The sequence below is a fragment of the Agrobacterium sp. ST15.16.055 genome, from assembly GCF_027956555.1.
GTDB classification, from domain to species: domain Bacteria; phylum Pseudomonadota; class Alphaproteobacteria; order Rhizobiales; family Rhizobiaceae; genus Agrobacterium; species Agrobacterium salinitolerans.
On sequence record NZ_JAQKGN010000005.1, the window covers coordinates 198691 to 214323 of the forward strand.

The 15633-nt window shown below is 60.0% G+C and carries 14 protein-coding genes; 1 reads left to right on the forward strand and 13 read right to left on the reverse strand.

Going from position 1 to position 15633, the window contains the following annotated elements; genetic code table 11:
• Nucleotides 1-24: 24 nt before the first annotated feature.
• Together PL599_RS10715 and PL599_RS10720 are read right to left on the reverse strand one after the other, a co-directional pair.
• Complete coding sequence (locus PL599_RS10715; protein ID WP_077982317.1) at nucleotides 25-684, reverse strand: DUF1345 domain-containing protein; 660 nt, start codon at nucleotides 682-684, stop codon at nucleotides 25-27.
• Between the two features lie 25 nt (nucleotides 685-709).
• Nucleotides 710-1165: a YaiI/YqxD family protein gene (locus tag PL599_RS10720; protein WP_077982316.1), complete on the reverse strand. Its 456-nt coding sequence runs from the start codon at nucleotides 1163-1165 to the stop codon at nucleotides 710-712.
• 166 nt (nucleotides 1166-1331) lie between these two features.
• On the opposite strand from PL599_RS10720, the gene PL599_RS10725 reads away from it, so the two are divergent.
• Nucleotides 1332-1784, forward strand: coding sequence for a DUF5680 domain-containing protein (locus PL599_RS10725; RefSeq protein ID WP_269823951.1), 453 nt, complete (start codon nucleotides 1332-1334; stop codon nucleotides 1782-1784).
• Between the two features lie 98 nt (nucleotides 1785-1882).
• Here the strand turns inward: PL599_RS10725 and PL599_RS10730 are convergent, their stop codons facing one another.
• The 11 genes from PL599_RS10730 to PL599_RS10780 all read right to left on the reverse strand — a co-directional run bounded on the left by PL599_RS10730 (nucleotide 1883) and on the right by PL599_RS10780 (nucleotide 15558).
• On the reverse strand, nucleotides 1883-2893 hold the full coding sequence (locus tag PL599_RS10730; RefSeq protein ID WP_269823950.1) for an IS30 family transposase: 1011 nt from the start codon (nucleotides 2891-2893) through the stop codon (nucleotides 1883-1885).
• 189 nt (nucleotides 2894-3082) lie between these two features.
• A complete protein-coding gene (gene arsH / locus PL599_RS10735) occupies nucleotides 3083-3829 on the reverse strand; it encodes an arsenical resistance protein ArsH (RefSeq protein ID WP_269823949.1) in 747 nt (248 codons plus the stop codon).
• Nucleotides 3786-4208: an arsenate reductase (glutaredoxin) gene (gene arsC, locus PL599_RS10740; RefSeq protein ID WP_142912211.1), complete on the reverse strand. Its 423-nt coding sequence runs from the start codon at nucleotides 4206-4208 to the stop codon at nucleotides 3786-3788. Before arsC ends, arsH begins: the two co-directional genes overlap by 44 nt.
• 2 nt (nucleotides 4209-4210) lie before the next feature.
• Nucleotides 4211-5269 (reverse strand): ACR3 family arsenite efflux transporter, encoded by a 1059-nt coding sequence (gene arsB, locus PL599_RS10745; protein ID WP_269823948.1) that lies wholly within the window; start codon nucleotides 5267-5269, stop codon nucleotides 4211-4213.
• Complete coding sequence (locus tag PL599_RS10750; protein ID WP_077982309.1) at nucleotides 5269-5796, reverse strand: arsenate reductase ArsC; 528 nt, start codon at nucleotides 5794-5796, stop codon at nucleotides 5269-5271. Before PL599_RS10750 ends, arsB begins: the two co-directional genes overlap by 1 nt.
• Nucleotides 5797-5879: 83 nt before the next feature.
• Nucleotides 5880-6233: an ArsR/SmtB family transcription factor gene (locus PL599_RS10755; RefSeq protein ID WP_269823947.1), complete on the reverse strand. Its 354-nt coding sequence runs from the start codon at nucleotides 6231-6233 to the stop codon at nucleotides 5880-5882.
• A 102-nt stretch (nucleotides 6234-6335) separates the two neighbouring features.
• Nucleotides 6336-7565 carry a thioester reductase domain-containing protein gene (locus PL599_RS10760; protein WP_269823946.1) on the reverse strand — a complete coding sequence of 410 codons (1230 nt, stop codon included), beginning with the start codon at nucleotides 7563-7565 and terminating at the stop codon, nucleotides 6336-6338.
• A 13-nt stretch (nucleotides 7566-7578) separates the two neighbouring features.
• Nucleotides 7579-8346 (reverse strand): SDR family NAD(P)-dependent oxidoreductase, encoded by a 768-nt coding sequence (locus PL599_RS10765; protein WP_269823945.1) that lies wholly within the window; start codon nucleotides 8344-8346, stop codon nucleotides 7579-7581.
• Nucleotides 8343-9707 carry an aspartate aminotransferase family protein gene (locus tag PL599_RS10770; protein WP_217004753.1) on the reverse strand — a complete coding sequence of 455 codons (1365 nt, stop codon included), beginning with the start codon at nucleotides 9705-9707 and terminating at the stop codon, nucleotides 8343-8345. The genes PL599_RS10765 and PL599_RS10770 overlap by 4 nt, the downstream gene beginning before the upstream one ends.
• 26 nt (nucleotides 9708-9733) lie before the next feature.
• The gene (locus PL599_RS10775) at nucleotides 9734-11398 is read right to left on the reverse strand and encodes a PfaD family polyunsaturated fatty acid/polyketide biosynthesis protein (RefSeq protein ID WP_269823944.1); all 1665 of its coding nucleotides are present in this window, start codon (nucleotides 11396-11398) and stop codon (nucleotides 9734-9736) included.
• A complete protein-coding gene (locus PL599_RS10780) occupies nucleotides 11395-15558 on the reverse strand; it encodes a hotdog fold thioesterase (protein WP_269823943.1) in 4164 nt (1387 codons plus the stop codon). The genes PL599_RS10775 and PL599_RS10780 overlap by 4 nt, the downstream gene beginning before the upstream one ends.
• Between the last annotated feature and the right edge of the window lie 75 nt (nucleotides 15559-15633).

The following is a 15633-nucleotide window of genomic DNA, read 5'->3' on the forward strand; positions in this document are numbered from 1 at the left end:
AGTCCTCTTGAAAAGAAAATCGGTTCAGCCCGCAAGCGAGACGGCGGCATTCACCGCCGCCGCTACCAGAACCGTATTGAAAAAGAAAGAAACGATGGAGTGCAGCAACGTGACCTTACGCATGGCGGTCGTGGTTACGCCCACATCCGACGTCTGCGCCGTCATGCCGATCACCACGGCGAAATAGAGAAAGTCGTAGCCGCAGGGTTCCTTCGTCCCCGGAAAATCCATGCCGCCGCGATGCTGGGGCTTGCCGTCGGCCATCGCCGGCCGCCAGTAAAGATGAGCGTAGTGCAGGGCGGTCATGGTGTGTATGGTCAGCCAGCCGAAGATCACCGAGGCGAAGGCGATGAGCAGCGCCCAGACCGTTTCGCCCGTATGATTGAGGGCCTGAAACAGCGATACCACCGCGACGGCAACGGCAAGCAGCGTGACGGCGATGATGGCGACCGCAGGCAGATCATCGCTATCGGCATGGGCCTTCAGATGTTGCGCCGTCAACCCCGACAGGCGAAATGCAATCAAGGTGAGATAGGTCAGGAAGAACAGAACGGCCGCGATCTCGATCGCCAGCGGCGGCGCAAAAACCAGCGCCAGGCCAAGGCTCACGGCGCCGACCAAAAAAGCAATGACGAAAGGTTGATGGCGACGATAGCTGTTGCTTTTCATAGCGGCCGGGTTCATGGGTGGCGCCTCTCCGTTGTCGCCGTCATTTTTTGACACGGCGGCAGAAACGGTCAAGCGTCTCCAGAAAAGCCGAGCGGTCGCGCGGTGAAAAAGCCGCGTTATATCCCTTGCTTTCACCGGTTTCGCGCAGATGCGCGCCAAAATCGCGCATCGCCGTCGCCATCCCGATGTTCGACTGGTCAAAAACGCGGCCCGTCGGCCCGGTCACCAGCGCACCCTTGGCGACACAGCGGCCGGCCAGCGGCACATCGGCGGTGATGACGATGTCGTTTTCGGCTGCATGATCGGCGATCCAGTCGTCCGCCGCGTCGAAACCGGCGGATACGATGACGTTTTTTACCATAGGATCGCGCGACGGACGCAGGCCGGAATTGGCAACGAAGGTCACTTCCAGCCCATGCCGCTCCGCCACCTTGAGAATCTCCGGCTTCACGGGGCAGGCATCGGCATCGACATAGATCTGCGGGTTTTGCGGCATGGACACTCTTTTCGGATAATTCCTGCCATGCTTCTAAGCGCAAACGCCGCGATTACCAAGCCCGCCATTGTTGAAATGCGGGTTCGACACAGGGCAGGGGCGCACTTGCGAACATCCCAAAAATCACCTATGTTCACTTTATGTTCTTATTTCCCAAAGGTTTCCCATGCTGGAAGATTTCATCGTGCAGGCCAAGTCCGCGACGTATGTTGGCGGCGGCAACAACTCCGCGACGCCCACTCGCAAGGGATCGCACGATCTCGGTTATAGGAACGGCGACTGGCACTATATCGACAGCTATTTCGGGGGAACCGATTTCATAGGTCAGGAGGTCGTTTGGCATCAGGGAACGGCGGTGTGGGCGATGAGTTATTACGGCCGCATCCTCCGGCCCGACATGATCGATGGCGCCACGGCCGGCAGGGTCATCCAGAGGTCGCTTTCCACGCTCTATCGTGAGGGCCGCTTTCTCGGCGGCTTCACCCACCCGGTGGAGAATTTGGTCTATGTCGACACGAATGCCGGAGAGTTCCAGTCCTTCACCGGCTTGGAGCGCATTTACCGGGGACACGTCGAGACATACCGGCTCGATTATCATGGCGGAATGATAAAGCCGTGAAAGAGGCGAAGGATGGGACGATGATGTTTCAACGCTCCATCTCCAGGCTTCAAATCATGTGAGTTCATGCTGAAGCGCGACTTGCGGGCAGGACGAAGCTATCCGGTATGCCTTAGTTGTGCGAGCAGCTTCTTGCGGAAGACCTCTGCTGGTGTCCGATAGCCGAGGCATTTACGAGGCGTCTCGTTGAGCTGATTGCAGATCGCGATCAGATCCGCGTCGGTTACGGATAAGGGATCGACCTCTCTCGAAAGCCATTTCCGTACCCGCCTGTTGGTATTTTCGACGGTTCCTTTTTGCCACGGCGATTGAGGGTCGCAGAACCAGGTCTGGGTGCCAATGCTCGCCTGTAGGTAAGGCCAGTCGGTGAACTCCGTGCCACGGTCGAACGTGATGGAACGACGGGCGAGGTGGGGCAGGGTCTGAAGTGCTTGCACAAGGCCGTTCATGACCGGTCGAGACTGCCGATCATTGTTGCGCAGAAAGATTGCAAAGCGACTGACCCGTTCAACGAGTGATGTGACGTTGGCCTTTCCAAACTTCTTTCGGAACTGGATCAGGTCACACTCCCAATGCCCGAACTGCTTGCGATCGGCGACCACATCCGGGCGGCGCAGGATGTTGAGTTCCGGACTAAACCGTTGGCCATGCTTGCGTCTGGCATGTCGCGGTCGCCGCCGAGCTCGATGCTCCGGCAGGTGCCGCCACAGCTTGATCGCTTGGCCGTCAGGTGAGTATGCAAACTTGTAGATGGTTTCGTGGCTAACCGACACTGGATGCCGCTCAAGGCGCATCCGGCCAGCGATCTGCTGTGGCGACCAGCCGTGCATGATCCGGTCGATGACAGATTGCCGGACATGCGAGAAGCGCATCAGCTTGCGCAGTTTGGTCCGCCGTTCGCAAGCCATGTCATGCGCCGTGACACAATAATAGCCGTTCAGATTGGAGATCGCGTCATCGATGAACATATTGCGCCGGATCTCGCGGAAAATTGTCGAGCGATGGCGTCCAAGCTTCTCGGCGATGATGTCAACAGTCAGGCCAGCCGTACGCCAGCGGGCGATCTTGCGTCTTTCATCCATGTCGATATGGGAGTAGGTGCGTTTCATTGCAGGTTCCTTGCGAGTGACAACCCATTGGTATCATTCGCAAGTCGCACTTCATCCTTGAACCCACCCTCAGCCAGGCTGTTAATCGCATAAGATAGATTATGGAACTTATTTGATGCTGTGGCTCTGGATTTCAGCCGCATTCAACCACGATTGAAAAGCACGAAACGTTGAACCGAACCCAGCCCGTCAGATTGATTTTAGCGAAACACGTTTCTCAAGTTCATCTGTCAACTCTTTGCGTTCGCTATATCGGTCTGTGAGATAGCTGGAAGCGTCACGCGTCAGCAGCGTGAATTTCACCAGTTCCTCACAGACGTCGACGACCCGATCATAATAAGATGACGGCTTCATCCGGCCTTCCGCGTCGAATTCCTGATAGGCCTTTGCCACCGAGGATTGGTTTGGAATGGTAATCATCCGCATCCATCGGCCGAGAATTCGCATCTGGTTCACGGCATTGAAGGACTGGCTGCCGCCAGACACTTCCATGACGGCGAGTGTCTTGCCCTGCGTCGGCCGTACAGAACCGATTGCAAGAGGAATCCAGTCGATCTGCGACTTCATGATGCCGGTCATCGCGCCATGGCGTTCGGGGCTTACCCAGACCTGTCCTTCCGACCATTCTGAAAGTTCACGCAATTCCTGCACCTTGGCGTGGCTGACCGGCGCTTCATCGGGCAAAGGCAAGCCCTTCGGATCGAATATCCGAACCTCGCAACCGAGCCGTTCGAGCAGCCGCCCGGCCTCGAATGCCAGCAGACGGCTATAGGAGACTTCGCGCAGCGAGCCGTAAAGGATCAGGATGCGTGGTTTATGGGTCGAAAACGCCGGACGCAGAGCCACCGGGTCGATGCTGTGCAGGTGATGCCCCTGCAACGCGGGAAAACTATCAGGCAACGCGCTTTCCTTCACTGTCGAAGACCTGCTCGCCATCCTCCTTGAAGAACGGCCCTTTGAATGTGTTCGGCAGAATATCCAGCACGACCTCTGAAGGACGGGCGAGCCTGGTGCCGAGTGGCGTTACGACAAAGGGACGATTGATGAGGATCGGCGTTTCCATCATCGCATTGAGCAACTGATCGTCAGTCAGGTCCGGATTGTCGAGACCGAGCTCGGCATAAGGCGTCCCTTTTTCGCGCATGGCTTCGCGCACCGTCAGCCCCGCATTCGCAATCATGCGTGCAAGCTGCTCGCGTGTCGGCGGTTCCCGCAGATATTCGATCACGGTCGGCTCGATCCCTGCCGCGCGGATCAGCGCCAGCGTGTTGCGCGACGTCCCGCAGGACGGGTTGTGATAGATGGTGGCGTCCATGGTCATTGCCTTTCGGTCGTTATCATTCGGGAAACGGCGGGTGCAGCCTCATACCAGTCCTTCGAGCGGTTCACGATCCAGACGACCGAAAGCATGACCGGAACTTCTATGAGGACGCCGACAACGGTTGCCAGCGCCGCACCCGACTGAAACCCGAACAGGCTGATGGCGGCCGCGACCGCGAGTTCGAAGAAGTTGCTGGCGCCAATGAGTGCGGAAGGCCCAGCGACGCAATGGCGCTCACCCGTCATGCGGTTCAGGACGTAGGCGAGCCCCGAATTCAGATAGACCTGAATGAGGATGGGGATGGCGAGGAGGCCGATGACGGCCGGCTGGGCAATGATCTGCTCGCCCTGAAAAGCGAAGAGAAGAACCAGTGTCGCAAGCAGCGCCGCCAGCGAAATCGGCTGCAATTTCGCGAGAACGTAATCCAGCGTCCGTGAGGTTCCGTCAGCCATGAGCCGGCGCCTGACCAGTTGCGCGAGGATGACCGGAACGACAATATAAAGCGCAACGGAAAGAAGAAGCGTAGCCCACGGCACTGTAATGGCGGAAAGACCGAGCAGCAGGCCGACCACGGGAGCAAAAGCCACGACCATAATCGCATCGTTGAGCGCGACCTGCGACAACGTGAACAGCGGCTCACCCCGCGTAAGGTTGCTCCAGACGAAGACCATGGCCGTACAAGGAGCCGCGGCAAGGATGATCAACCCGGCAATGTAGGAATCGATCTCACCGGCCGGAAGATAAGGGCGGAACAGCCAGCCGATGAAAAACCAGCCGAGCAGCGCCATCGAGAACGGCTTGACGGCCCAGTTGATGAACAAGGTCACGCCAATGCCGCGCCAGAACATGCCGACCTGCGAAAGAGACCGGAAATCGATCTTCAGCAGCATCGGAATGATCATCAGCCAGATCAGGATCGCAACCGGAATGTTCACTTTGGCGATCTCGGCCGCAGCAATGAGCTGAAAGACACCGGGCATCAGATGGCCGAGCGCCACACCGGCGACAATGCACAGAAACACCCAGACGGTCAGATAACGTTCGAACAGGGACATCAGGCCGACTTTCCTTCAGGATTGGTGGTTCCATCCAATGCACCGATCTGTCGAAGCCGGGTCTCCAGCGCCATACGATCGATGGATTGCAGCGGCAGGCTGACGAAAGCCGCGATCCTGTTCTTGAGGAAACGAGCGGCCTGCGCGAAGGCGCGCTGAACCTCGATCTCAGAGCCGACCGTAGCGGCGGGATCCTCTATCCCCCAATGGGCAGTCATCGGATGGCCGATCCAGACCGGACAGGCTTCGCCGGCGGCGCTGTCGCACACCGTGAAGATGAAATCCATCCGTGGCGCATCAGGTCCGGCAAACACGTCCCAGCTTTTCGAGGTGAACCCGCTGGTCGGATAACCCAGCACGGCCAGTTCCCTCAGGGCGTGAGGATTTACCTCTCCCTTCGGCTGGCTACCGGCCGAATAGGCATTGAACCTCCCCTCACCTTCCTTGGCGAGAATGGATTCGGCAAGAATGGAGCGAGCGGAATTGCCCGTGCACAAAAAGAGCACGTTATAGATCTTATCGGTCATGGTTTCGGTCCGTGGTTAGATCGGTGGCCTGGCAAGCCCCGCGATCGAAGCAGAAGAGATGGTGGACACCAGCCAGGCGGCGTTCATGACGGCGTCGCCTGCAGGCTGCAGCAGGGCGTCAGCTCGGCAATCAACGGCGCGCAAAGCTCGGTCGAACCACCGCAGCAATCCTTCAGCAGAAACAGGGTCAGCAGGCGCAACCCGTCAAGATCGGCACGATAGATGACAGACCGGCTTTGCCGCTCGCTCTTGACCAGACCGGCCCGGGAAAGCGTGGCGAGATGCGCCGACATCGTGTTCTGGGGAACGTCGAGAAGACGCGCAAGCTCACCGGCCGGAATGCCATCCGGCTCGTGGCGCACGAGAAGCCGGAAGGTCTCCAGTCGGGTAGATTGGGCGAGCGCGCCAAGCGCGGTGATTGCACTACTGTTATCCATAAATCCAGAATAATGGATATATTGAATGTGTCAAGTACCGAATATCGTCATGGTCGACAGGTTGGGCGAAGGAATCCCCCCTCGCCCTGCCCCTGCACGCGCTTAAACCAGCTTCGCGTCGTAAAGCCGTTCCATGAAACCGCGCGGCACGACGGTCCTGGAAATTTCGGCCAGCGGAAAGCCGCTACCGGCGAGCGGCAGAAAACCTTTTTCGAAGGCATAGTCGAGATAGCGCATCATCAGCATGACATCGCATTCATGGCAGCTTATACCGCTTCCCGCGAGCGCCTTCCGGGTGTTGGCAGTATCGTATTTGCCGCTGTCGCGTACATAGTCGCCATTTCCCAGCATTGACAGCAGATCGGTGAAGACCGAGCTGTATGCCTTGCCCTCCCGCAGCATCCGGCCCTGATTGAGCGCATCGAAATAATTGTCGCGCGAGAGTTCGCGGATCACGTAGCCGCAATCGCGCACCTGTTCCACCAACGTATTCCAGTCGATGGGCTTCGGGTTGACGAGATTGAAGGTGCGGTGGTTATGCGCACGCCAGTTCATGGCGAGGTGAAGGCTTGCCCGCGCCACATAATCGACCGGCGTGATGTCGAAATCCTCATCAGACGCGAAGGTGAAGCCGGTTTCCACGATGGCGCGCACGGCTTCGTAATAAATGCCCTTCACCTTGGTCTGCGTCAACGGATAACGCCCGGTGCGGCTGTCGCCCCAGATATTGCCCGGCCGCACGATAATGAAATCGAGGCCCTTTTGCCCGGCGGCATGCATCAGCTTTTCCGACTCGAATTTGGAGCGTTCATAATCCATGTCGGGAAAACGCTGACCGACATCGAGCGCATCCTCATAAAGCGTGAAATCCTCATAGATCTTGTCGCCAATGACGCTGAAGCTCGATGTGTGCAAAAGGGGAATTTTCCCCTCGAGGCACAGCTCCACCATGTTAGCCGAACCGCCGACATTGACCGGCGCAATCCTGCTATAGGAGGCGATCAGATTGACATTGGCCGCGCAATGCAGCGCAAGGTCGATCCTGGCGGCAAGATCGCGCCACACCTGCCGTTGCAAGCCTAGGTTGGACCGGGAAACATCGCCGAGAACCGGCACGATGCGCGCGTCGGCCTCCTGCTTCAGGCTTCGCTCCTCATCGTAGCAGAACAAAACGCTTTCAATCTTGCTTTTTGCCTCTGCCGCATCGGCCGCGCGTACAAGGCAATAAATCGTCACTTTCGTCGCGCTCAATAGTTCCTGCAGCAAACGGCCGCCCATCACGCCGGTGGCGCCGGTCAGCAGGATGTTTTCCACATCGTTCCCATATGTCATCGCCGATCTCCGTTCACAGCGTTCCGACCCGCATGCCGCCATCCATGGGGATCACCGCGGCATTGAGATAATTGGTTTTGCAGGTGGCAAGGAAAGTCACGACTTCCGCCACATCCTCAGGCGTGCCCCAGCGCCCGACCGGCACGATGGAGCGCACCAGACGTTCATCGGCCACCGTGTCGTTGATGCCTTCCTGTTCGAAAGGCTTCGACATGTTGGTCTTGCAGATACCCGGCGCAATCGCCGTGACGCTGATGTTGAACTGGCCAAGCTCCTGCGCCCAGGATTCCGAAGCCTTGATGAGGCCAGCCTTGGAGGCGGCATAAGCCGCCCCGCCCCCTGCCCCCCAGATGCCCGCAATCGATGCAATATTGATGACGCGCCCGTAACGCTGGCGCACCATGGAGCGCGTGAATACGCCGGTGCAGTTGAACGCGCCCGCAAGGTTGACGTCGATGACCTTGCGGGACTGCGTCTGGCTGCGATCATTGACGCAATAGGTGCGGTCGAGAATGCCGGCATTATTGACCAGCACGGTCACCGGCAGTCCCATTTTATCGGCAATAGCGCCCGACGCCTGCTCGACGCTGCCATGGTTCGTCACATCCATGGCGAAAATGCCGAGCCGCTCGGGATTGCCGGCCTCCCGCGCAAGGCGTTGCAGCGCGGCGACGTCGATATCCGTTGCCGCCACAGCATAACCCACCTCCAGCAATGAGAGGGTAATGGCGGCGCCGAAGCCCCCGGAAGCACCTGTCACGACCGCAATTTGCTGGCTCACGCGACTTCCTCGTCCTTGAAGGCGATTTCCATGACCTTGCGCGCATTGACGAGCGCATCGGAAATGCGTTCCTCGAAGAAATGCACATCGTCCTGGTTCATCAGGAGGTTGGAATAGATGCGCGAAAGCGGCGAGAACTGGATGCCGTGGCGCTTGCTCACCTCGCGGATGATGATGTCGCAGAATTTCACCTTGTGCGAATAGCCCTCGGAACGATCCACCGGCTCTTCCTGCGAGTGATAGACCAGCGCCGTCGGCATGCCCTGAATGACGAGCGGCATGCCGGCAGCCTTCGCCGCCCTTGTAAAGACGCCCGAGATCTGCTCGGTGTAGCGGCGCATCCGGTCGTAGCAACCGGGATCCTTTTCAACGATGTCGAAAGTCGCCTTGATCGCAGCGAGACCCAGCGGATAACCGTTGAACGTGCCGGCATGGATGACCTTGCCGCGCGTATAGAGGTCCATGATGTCGCGCCGGCCGGCGATGGCGGAAATCGGCATCGAACCGCCGCCGAGCGCCTTGCCGAAGGTGGCGAGATGCGGCGTCACACCGAGAATATCCTGCGCACCGCCGAGGCCGAGGCGCACGCCGGTAATGATCTCGTCGAAGATCAGAACGATATTATTCTCTTCGCACAGTTCCTTCGTCCGCTCCAGATAACCTTCGACCGGGAAGATACCGCCGCCATTGATGCAGATCGGCTCCATCAGCACGGCCGCGATCTCATTACCGTAACGGCGGATGGTGGCTTCCAGCGCATCGATATCGTTCCACGGCAGCATGAAGCTCTGGCTTTCAAGCACACCTTCCGCACGGCCGAGCGTATCGAGCATGTCGCCCTGGTATTTCTCCGGCACGGGAAAATCGAGATTGTCCTTCTTGCGGAAACCCATGACGTTGTCGGCATTACCGTGATAATGGCCATGGAAGCGGATGAAACGGTTCTTGCCGGTAAAACCGCGCGCCAGCCGCAGCGCATTCTGCACCGCCTCCGTGCCGCTGAGGCAAAAGCGCACCATCTCGGCGCAGGGGATGTGCTTGATCATCAACTCCGCCACCTCGATCTCCAGATCGCAGGTATCGACGGACGTGACCTTTTCCATGTAGTGGATCAGCGCCTCATTATAGGCCTCGTTGTGGTGACCGACGAAAAGCGCGCCGAATTTGCAGAACAAATCCAGATGTTCGTTGCCATCCAGATCCCATACGCGGGAATTGCGGCCCTTGTTGAAGGGCACGACGAAGGCGCGCTCGGCATCGCCGAAATTATAGTGGGTGCCGCCCGGCATCAGTTCCCAGAGCCGCTTGTAGAAATCGCGCGAAATCTTCAGCGTCAGCTTGCTGTCTGTATCTGTGATCATGGCTGTGCTTTCTCCAGTTGGGCCGGCTATGCTGCCGGGACGGTTCCGATTGGCAGGGAGGAGTTTGGTGAGGACGGCATGAGGTGCGGCGCGGAATGGCCCGCCCAAGGCCGGTAACGATAAAGCGCTTCCGGCACCGGCATGCCCGCATGTTTAAGGGCGGCAAGCCGCGCCAGATAGGCCGCATTGCGCATCATAAGATCAGCGATTGTGAAGACTGAGCGGCTTTCAACCGCCTCATAGGGGCTGCCGCGCAGCCACTCGTTGATCGCGCCCATGGCCGGGCCGCACCATATCTGGTAGTCGACCGCGCGGGCTTTCGCCCCGGAAATCGCCCAGCGGGAGGATTGGCCGAGATACCACTGGAAGACCAGCGCCATACGTTTCTTCGGATGCGCTTCCGCCGCTTCGAGAATTTTGGGATTGCCGCGCGCCTTGAAAAACTGCCGTGTCTCCTCCCAGACCTGCGGCAGCGATTTCTGGAAAATCACGCTCTCCAGACCGGCGATCTCGGCGGCCGGAATATCTTCGAGGCCGTCATATTGCTTGTAGAGATTATAGAGTTTCTGCGCACGCATGGCATACATGGTGCCCCCCTTCAGCACCTGCACCTTGGAGCCGATCTCGAACATGTCGGCGGATGGCGCCATCGCCACATCGTCCATTTTGGCGCGTCCGAGCAGCGCTTTCACCTGTGGCGAGGTGCCTGCCTCGATGCAGGCCTGGTTGATCGAACCGGTGCAGACATAGGCCGCGCCCATGGCGAAAGCGGCGTAAACCGCCTGCGGATTGCCGATACCGCCCGCCGCACCGATACGGACGCGGAACGCCTCGCCGCGGGTTTCGACGATGTCGTCACGCAACGCCGCAATGGAAGGAAAGGCGCAGCTCAGCACGCCATTATCGGTATGGCCGCCGGAATTGGCCTCGACGGTGATATCGTCTGCCATCGGCACCTCGCCCGCCATCTCCGCCTGATCGGCAGATATCAGGCCGTCCTCCACCAGCCTCGCCAATATTTTTTCCGGGGCCGGATGGATGAAATGCTGCGCCACCTCGCGCCGCGAAACCTTGGCGATGATGCGGTGGCGGATGTCGATGCCGTCCTGCCCATTTTGGGCAAGCCCGGACGCACGCCAGTAAACAACGGCCGGCGACAGGTTCATATAGGCTGATGCTTCCACAACCCTGACGCCGTGGCGGATGCACAGGCGCACCACGTCCATCTCCCATTCGGCATCGCCGGGATTGTGAAGAAGATTCACGCCCCAGGGGCCATGTGGGAGAGCCGCGCCGATGCGCGCCAGCGCCGATGCGACACGCTCGCGGCCGAGCCCGCCCGCACCGAGAAAGCCGAGAAGCCCCTGCCGGCCTAGCGCAATCACCATGTCCTCGGAATTGATGCCATTCGCCATTGCGCCGGCGTAATAGGCCATGCGCACGCCGTAATCGTGAAGGAAGGCTGGATCGCCGAGCTGCTGCGGTTCCAGCGCCGGCACCATGCCCTTGCACGCCTGCGCGTCGTTGCATGTCGTTTCAAGCGACAGCCGGTCGCCGGCATTCACCACATAGAGCCGGCGGCCGAGATCGGCGAGAAGCCCGCCGGTCGTCTCGATGGAAGCGGGGCTACCGGCCTGTTTTCGCCATGCCCGCAGAAGCGGTTTGGAATTCATGTGCAGGTTCTCGTTCATGCTGCGGCCACCCATGATGATTGGTCGTTGCGGCGACGGGAAAAACCGGCGCCGAGATTGTCGCAAATGCCGATGACATTGTCCTTGTGGATGATCTCGGCGACGAAAACGAAGGATGCGGCCTCCAGCGTGACGCCATCCTCGCCATAGGCGACGTCGATCGATTTGCAGGTCAGCCGGTAGCGCAGCATATCGCGCTGCGGCTTCACCTCGCCGCGGAACTTGGCGCTGTATTGGTGATCGGTCAGCGTGTGGCCATGGAGGCCGGGAGCCGAATAAAGCCCGAGATAGGCAAGGTAGAATTTGAGGAGCTGTTCGCAGCCTTCCACCAGAAGCGTTCCGGGCAGGCAGGGGTCGTTCTTGAAATGCGCCCTGAAAGCCCAATGGTCGGGATCGATATTGCGCTCGCCCACCACCAAGCCGAGGCCAAACGCCCCGCCTTTCGGGTCGACGGAGACGACCCGGTCGAGCATCCGCGCCATTGGCGTCCAGAGCTTTGGCGGAACGGCGTCGGTTCGATAGTCGGGTCCGAAGCAGCCGACGGGATCGCCAGCGCCCAGCGCCTCGATCTCGGCATTGCCGAAATGCTGTTTCGCGCAGGTGAGAAGCGGCGTGAACGGGTTTCGCACCGGGCCGTCATTCTTGAGGAAAGGCGCTGGATCCACGCCCTTGGACCGTTCCAGATCGCGCGGCAGGAAGAAGCCGGAATTCGCCTCCAGACGGAAGACGGGCCGCTCATCCGCAAGGCACCAATATTCATAGGAGACCAGAATATTGCGGCCGACCTTGAGGAAGGATTTGATATCCACCCGCCCACGCAGCAATTCGCCGGTGCGCGGCATTTCGCCGTAAACGAAGGTGCGGCTGTCCACCGCCCGATAGCGCAACTCGCCCCTGAAGAGCTGGTCGCAGCCGATGAGCGTGAAGGCGACGATCATCGCATGCGAGGATTCCAGCGCCACGAACGCCGGAACCTTGTCCTCGCACATGAACCAGGCGTCGTCAGGCAGATCGAGTTCCCATTCGATGCGGCACGGCTCCAGCGCTCCTGCTTTTGCGGTCGTATCGGTGATGCGGGACGCGAACATATAGGGCGGTGACGGCATACGTGTGCGGATCGCGTAGCTATCGGCCAGTGCATAATCCGGCCCGAGCACGCGGCTCACCGAACCGTCCGTCAGCTCGACCAGTTGCGCTTCGTCGAACAGCACGGGGCGCGAAGGCACGACCGTTTCGCTGGCTATCATATGGCGCAGGCGACGATAGAACACCTGTTCCGTTTGCATGAAGCGCAGATTTGTGCGGGCATTGCGGACCGCCTGCCTCTGCTGCCAGTCCAGCGGCAGGCGTTGGAGGCAGTCGGTAACCGGTTTGGGGAAAGATTCGGCCACCACCGCCGGGGACGGCCGATGCGGCGTCCCGAACCGTGATTTTTGAAAGAGGGCGATATTGGCGGGATCGAGAATGACCTCGGGGATGGTGCGTTCCCGTCCGGTGAAAACCCTGACCAGCAGCGGATCGGCCGCCGGCGCCTTCACCGATGGACCCGTGGCATGCGGCCGCGCCAAGGCCGGACTTTCGAGCACGATATGCGCATAGGCCCGGTCGACACCCATGCCGCTGACGGCCGCCAGCTGCCGCCCGTTGGTGGATCGCGGCGACAGGCCGTAATGTAGAGCCAGCGCCGTGTTGATCAGGCTGAGCATGCCGGACGCCGCACCGAGATGTCCGTAATTATTCTTGGAACTTCCAACCGGAACCGACGTGCCATAGACCTTTTCCAGCCCATCCGCCTCGACGCGCGCCTCCGCGACCTGCGCCATGCTGTAGCGCTCGATATAGCTGATATCCGCAGGTGCGATGCCCGCTTTTTGCAGGCAGGCCTGCGCCGTACGGGCCACCGCATCCGCCGATGGCAGGAAGCTCACGCCGGGGGTCGTGTCATGCTGTATTTCAAGCGCGCGCAGACGTGCATAGGCCCGGCCCGCCGCCCCGCTCCCAGCCTTTTCCAGCATCAGGACGCCGCAGCCCTCGCCCACCGGCTGGCTGCGATGGGGTGTGGCATAGACCATGTTTTCCAGCCCGCCATCGCAGGCGCTGCTGGCCAGAATGACGGCGTCGACCATATGTTCGGAGAGCATGTAGCGTGCCAGTTGCAGCCCCTTGAAAGCCGAGCTTTCATGCGAGCAGAGTGCGAAGGCCGGACCGTCGAGCCGCAGATGCGCTGCGACACGGCTTGCCGCAATATTGCCGACCCCGCCGGTGATCCCTTCGGGGAAGGGTTCCGGAAACAGGCTGTCTTTGACGATCCCCTGCAGCGCCTGCATCTGCTCGGCGGAAAGCGTAATGCCGCACCGATCGAGGCTATCGCGCAATTGCCAACCGATCTCGTTGCGCGCCTGATAGCGCAGGCAACTATGATCGACATCCCTTGCGACGATCACCGCAATATTACGTCTCTGCCCGTCGAGCGCATAACCCGCATCGAGAAAAGCCCGCTCGGCCACTGGCAACAAGAAGGCATGGGCGAGAAGATGATTGCCGATGACCTTGGGCGGCAGCTTGAAATGGCGGCAATCGAAATCGAAGCTCTCGATATAACCGCCCTCCGGCGCTTCATCCATGCCGCCGATGGCGAGAATATCGCGGCGCTGCTCGAGGCCGAGCCAGCGCGTGCGCGGCAGGGGCTGGAACCATTGGCGTCCGGTGGTGATGGTCTCGCGGAAGATTTCCACATTGTCAGTTCCCGGTAGGGCCATGGCGATGCCGACAATATCCAGTTCTGCCGTAGCCACGACCCGCGTGCTCGCGGCGACCGGAACAGCCCCATCGGCAACATGTTCGCGCAGCACCATATGGCCGTTCACGCCGCCGAAACCGAAGGCGTTGATGCCGGCGCGGCGTGGTTTTCCCCCCTTTGCCCAGGGGTGGTTTTCCCGCACGATATGGTCGCGGTTGACGAGGCCCTTCGGCGTGGCGACGAGGTTCTCGATATCCAGCGTCGCCGGTATCAGATCATGGCGCATGGCCAGAAGCACTTTCAGAAGGCTAGCCATGCCGGATGCGGTGAGGCTGTGGCCGTTATTGGCCTTGTTTGCGCCAAGAAGCGGCAGCTTGGTTTCGCCGAAGAAACGCTCGATGGTGGAAAGCTCCACCTGATCGCCGGCCGGCGTGCCGGTCGCATGACATTCCAGATAGTCGATGTCGGGCGAAATGCCGGCATAGGCGCGCTGCAGCGCCAGCATCTGCCCATGCGGGTCCGGCAGCAGCATATGTTTGGCGCCGCCATCGTTGGAAATGCCGATCGCCTCGATGACGCCGTAAATCCGGTCGCCGTCACGGAGTGCATCCTCGTAACGTTTCAGCGCCACGATGCCAGCGCCCTCCCCGGCCTTCAGCCCCTGCGAAGCGCGGTCGAAGGGAACGGAACGCCCATCGGACGGAAACGCCTGCAACACGTTGAAGCCGTGGTCGAGATAAATATGATCGGCATGGCAGACCGCCCCGGCCAGCATCATGTCGGCGCTGCCGTCGAGAAGGTAGGAACTCGCGACGCGGATCGCATAAAGCGCCGAGGAGCAGGCCGCATCGATGGCATAGGTCGGGCCGGACAGGCCGAGCGCCAGAGCCGCGATGGTGGCATTGTGGCTGCCGGTCATGAGGTTGAGACCGGAAAGCCCCGAGGCATCCCAATAGGAAGCAAAGGAAAAATCCGGCCTGTCGAGCAATTCGCGCAGATAGGGTTCGAGAATGCGATGATAGAAACCCGACATCAGGCGTTTGCCCGAATGGGTCGGCATGCCGATATTGCCGGCGATCAGGCCGCAGCGCTTCGGCAACGCGGCGCTATCCTCTAGCGCCTGACGTGCGGCATGCATCGTCCAGTGAAACAGCGGATCGAGCGCGCGAAGCTCATTGGCCGGCAGCCGGTAACCCTCGGCATCGAAACGGAAGTCACGCACATGTCCATTGCTAGTATAGCAGATGTGGTCTGGCGTTCCCGGCTCGGGATGATGATAAAGGGCGGGATCGACGCCCAGTTCGACGGCGGAAAGCGGGGAGGTGCAGTCCCTGCCCTCGACCAGATTGCGCCAGTAACGGTCCGGCGAATCCGCTCCTGGGAAAACGCATCCGAGCCCCGTGATTGCTATCTGTCCCATCGCCATAGTCCTTCGTCAAATTGCGCGCAGAAGAGAGCGTTCCCGGCCTGAACGACCAGAAGCGGAATGTGGAAT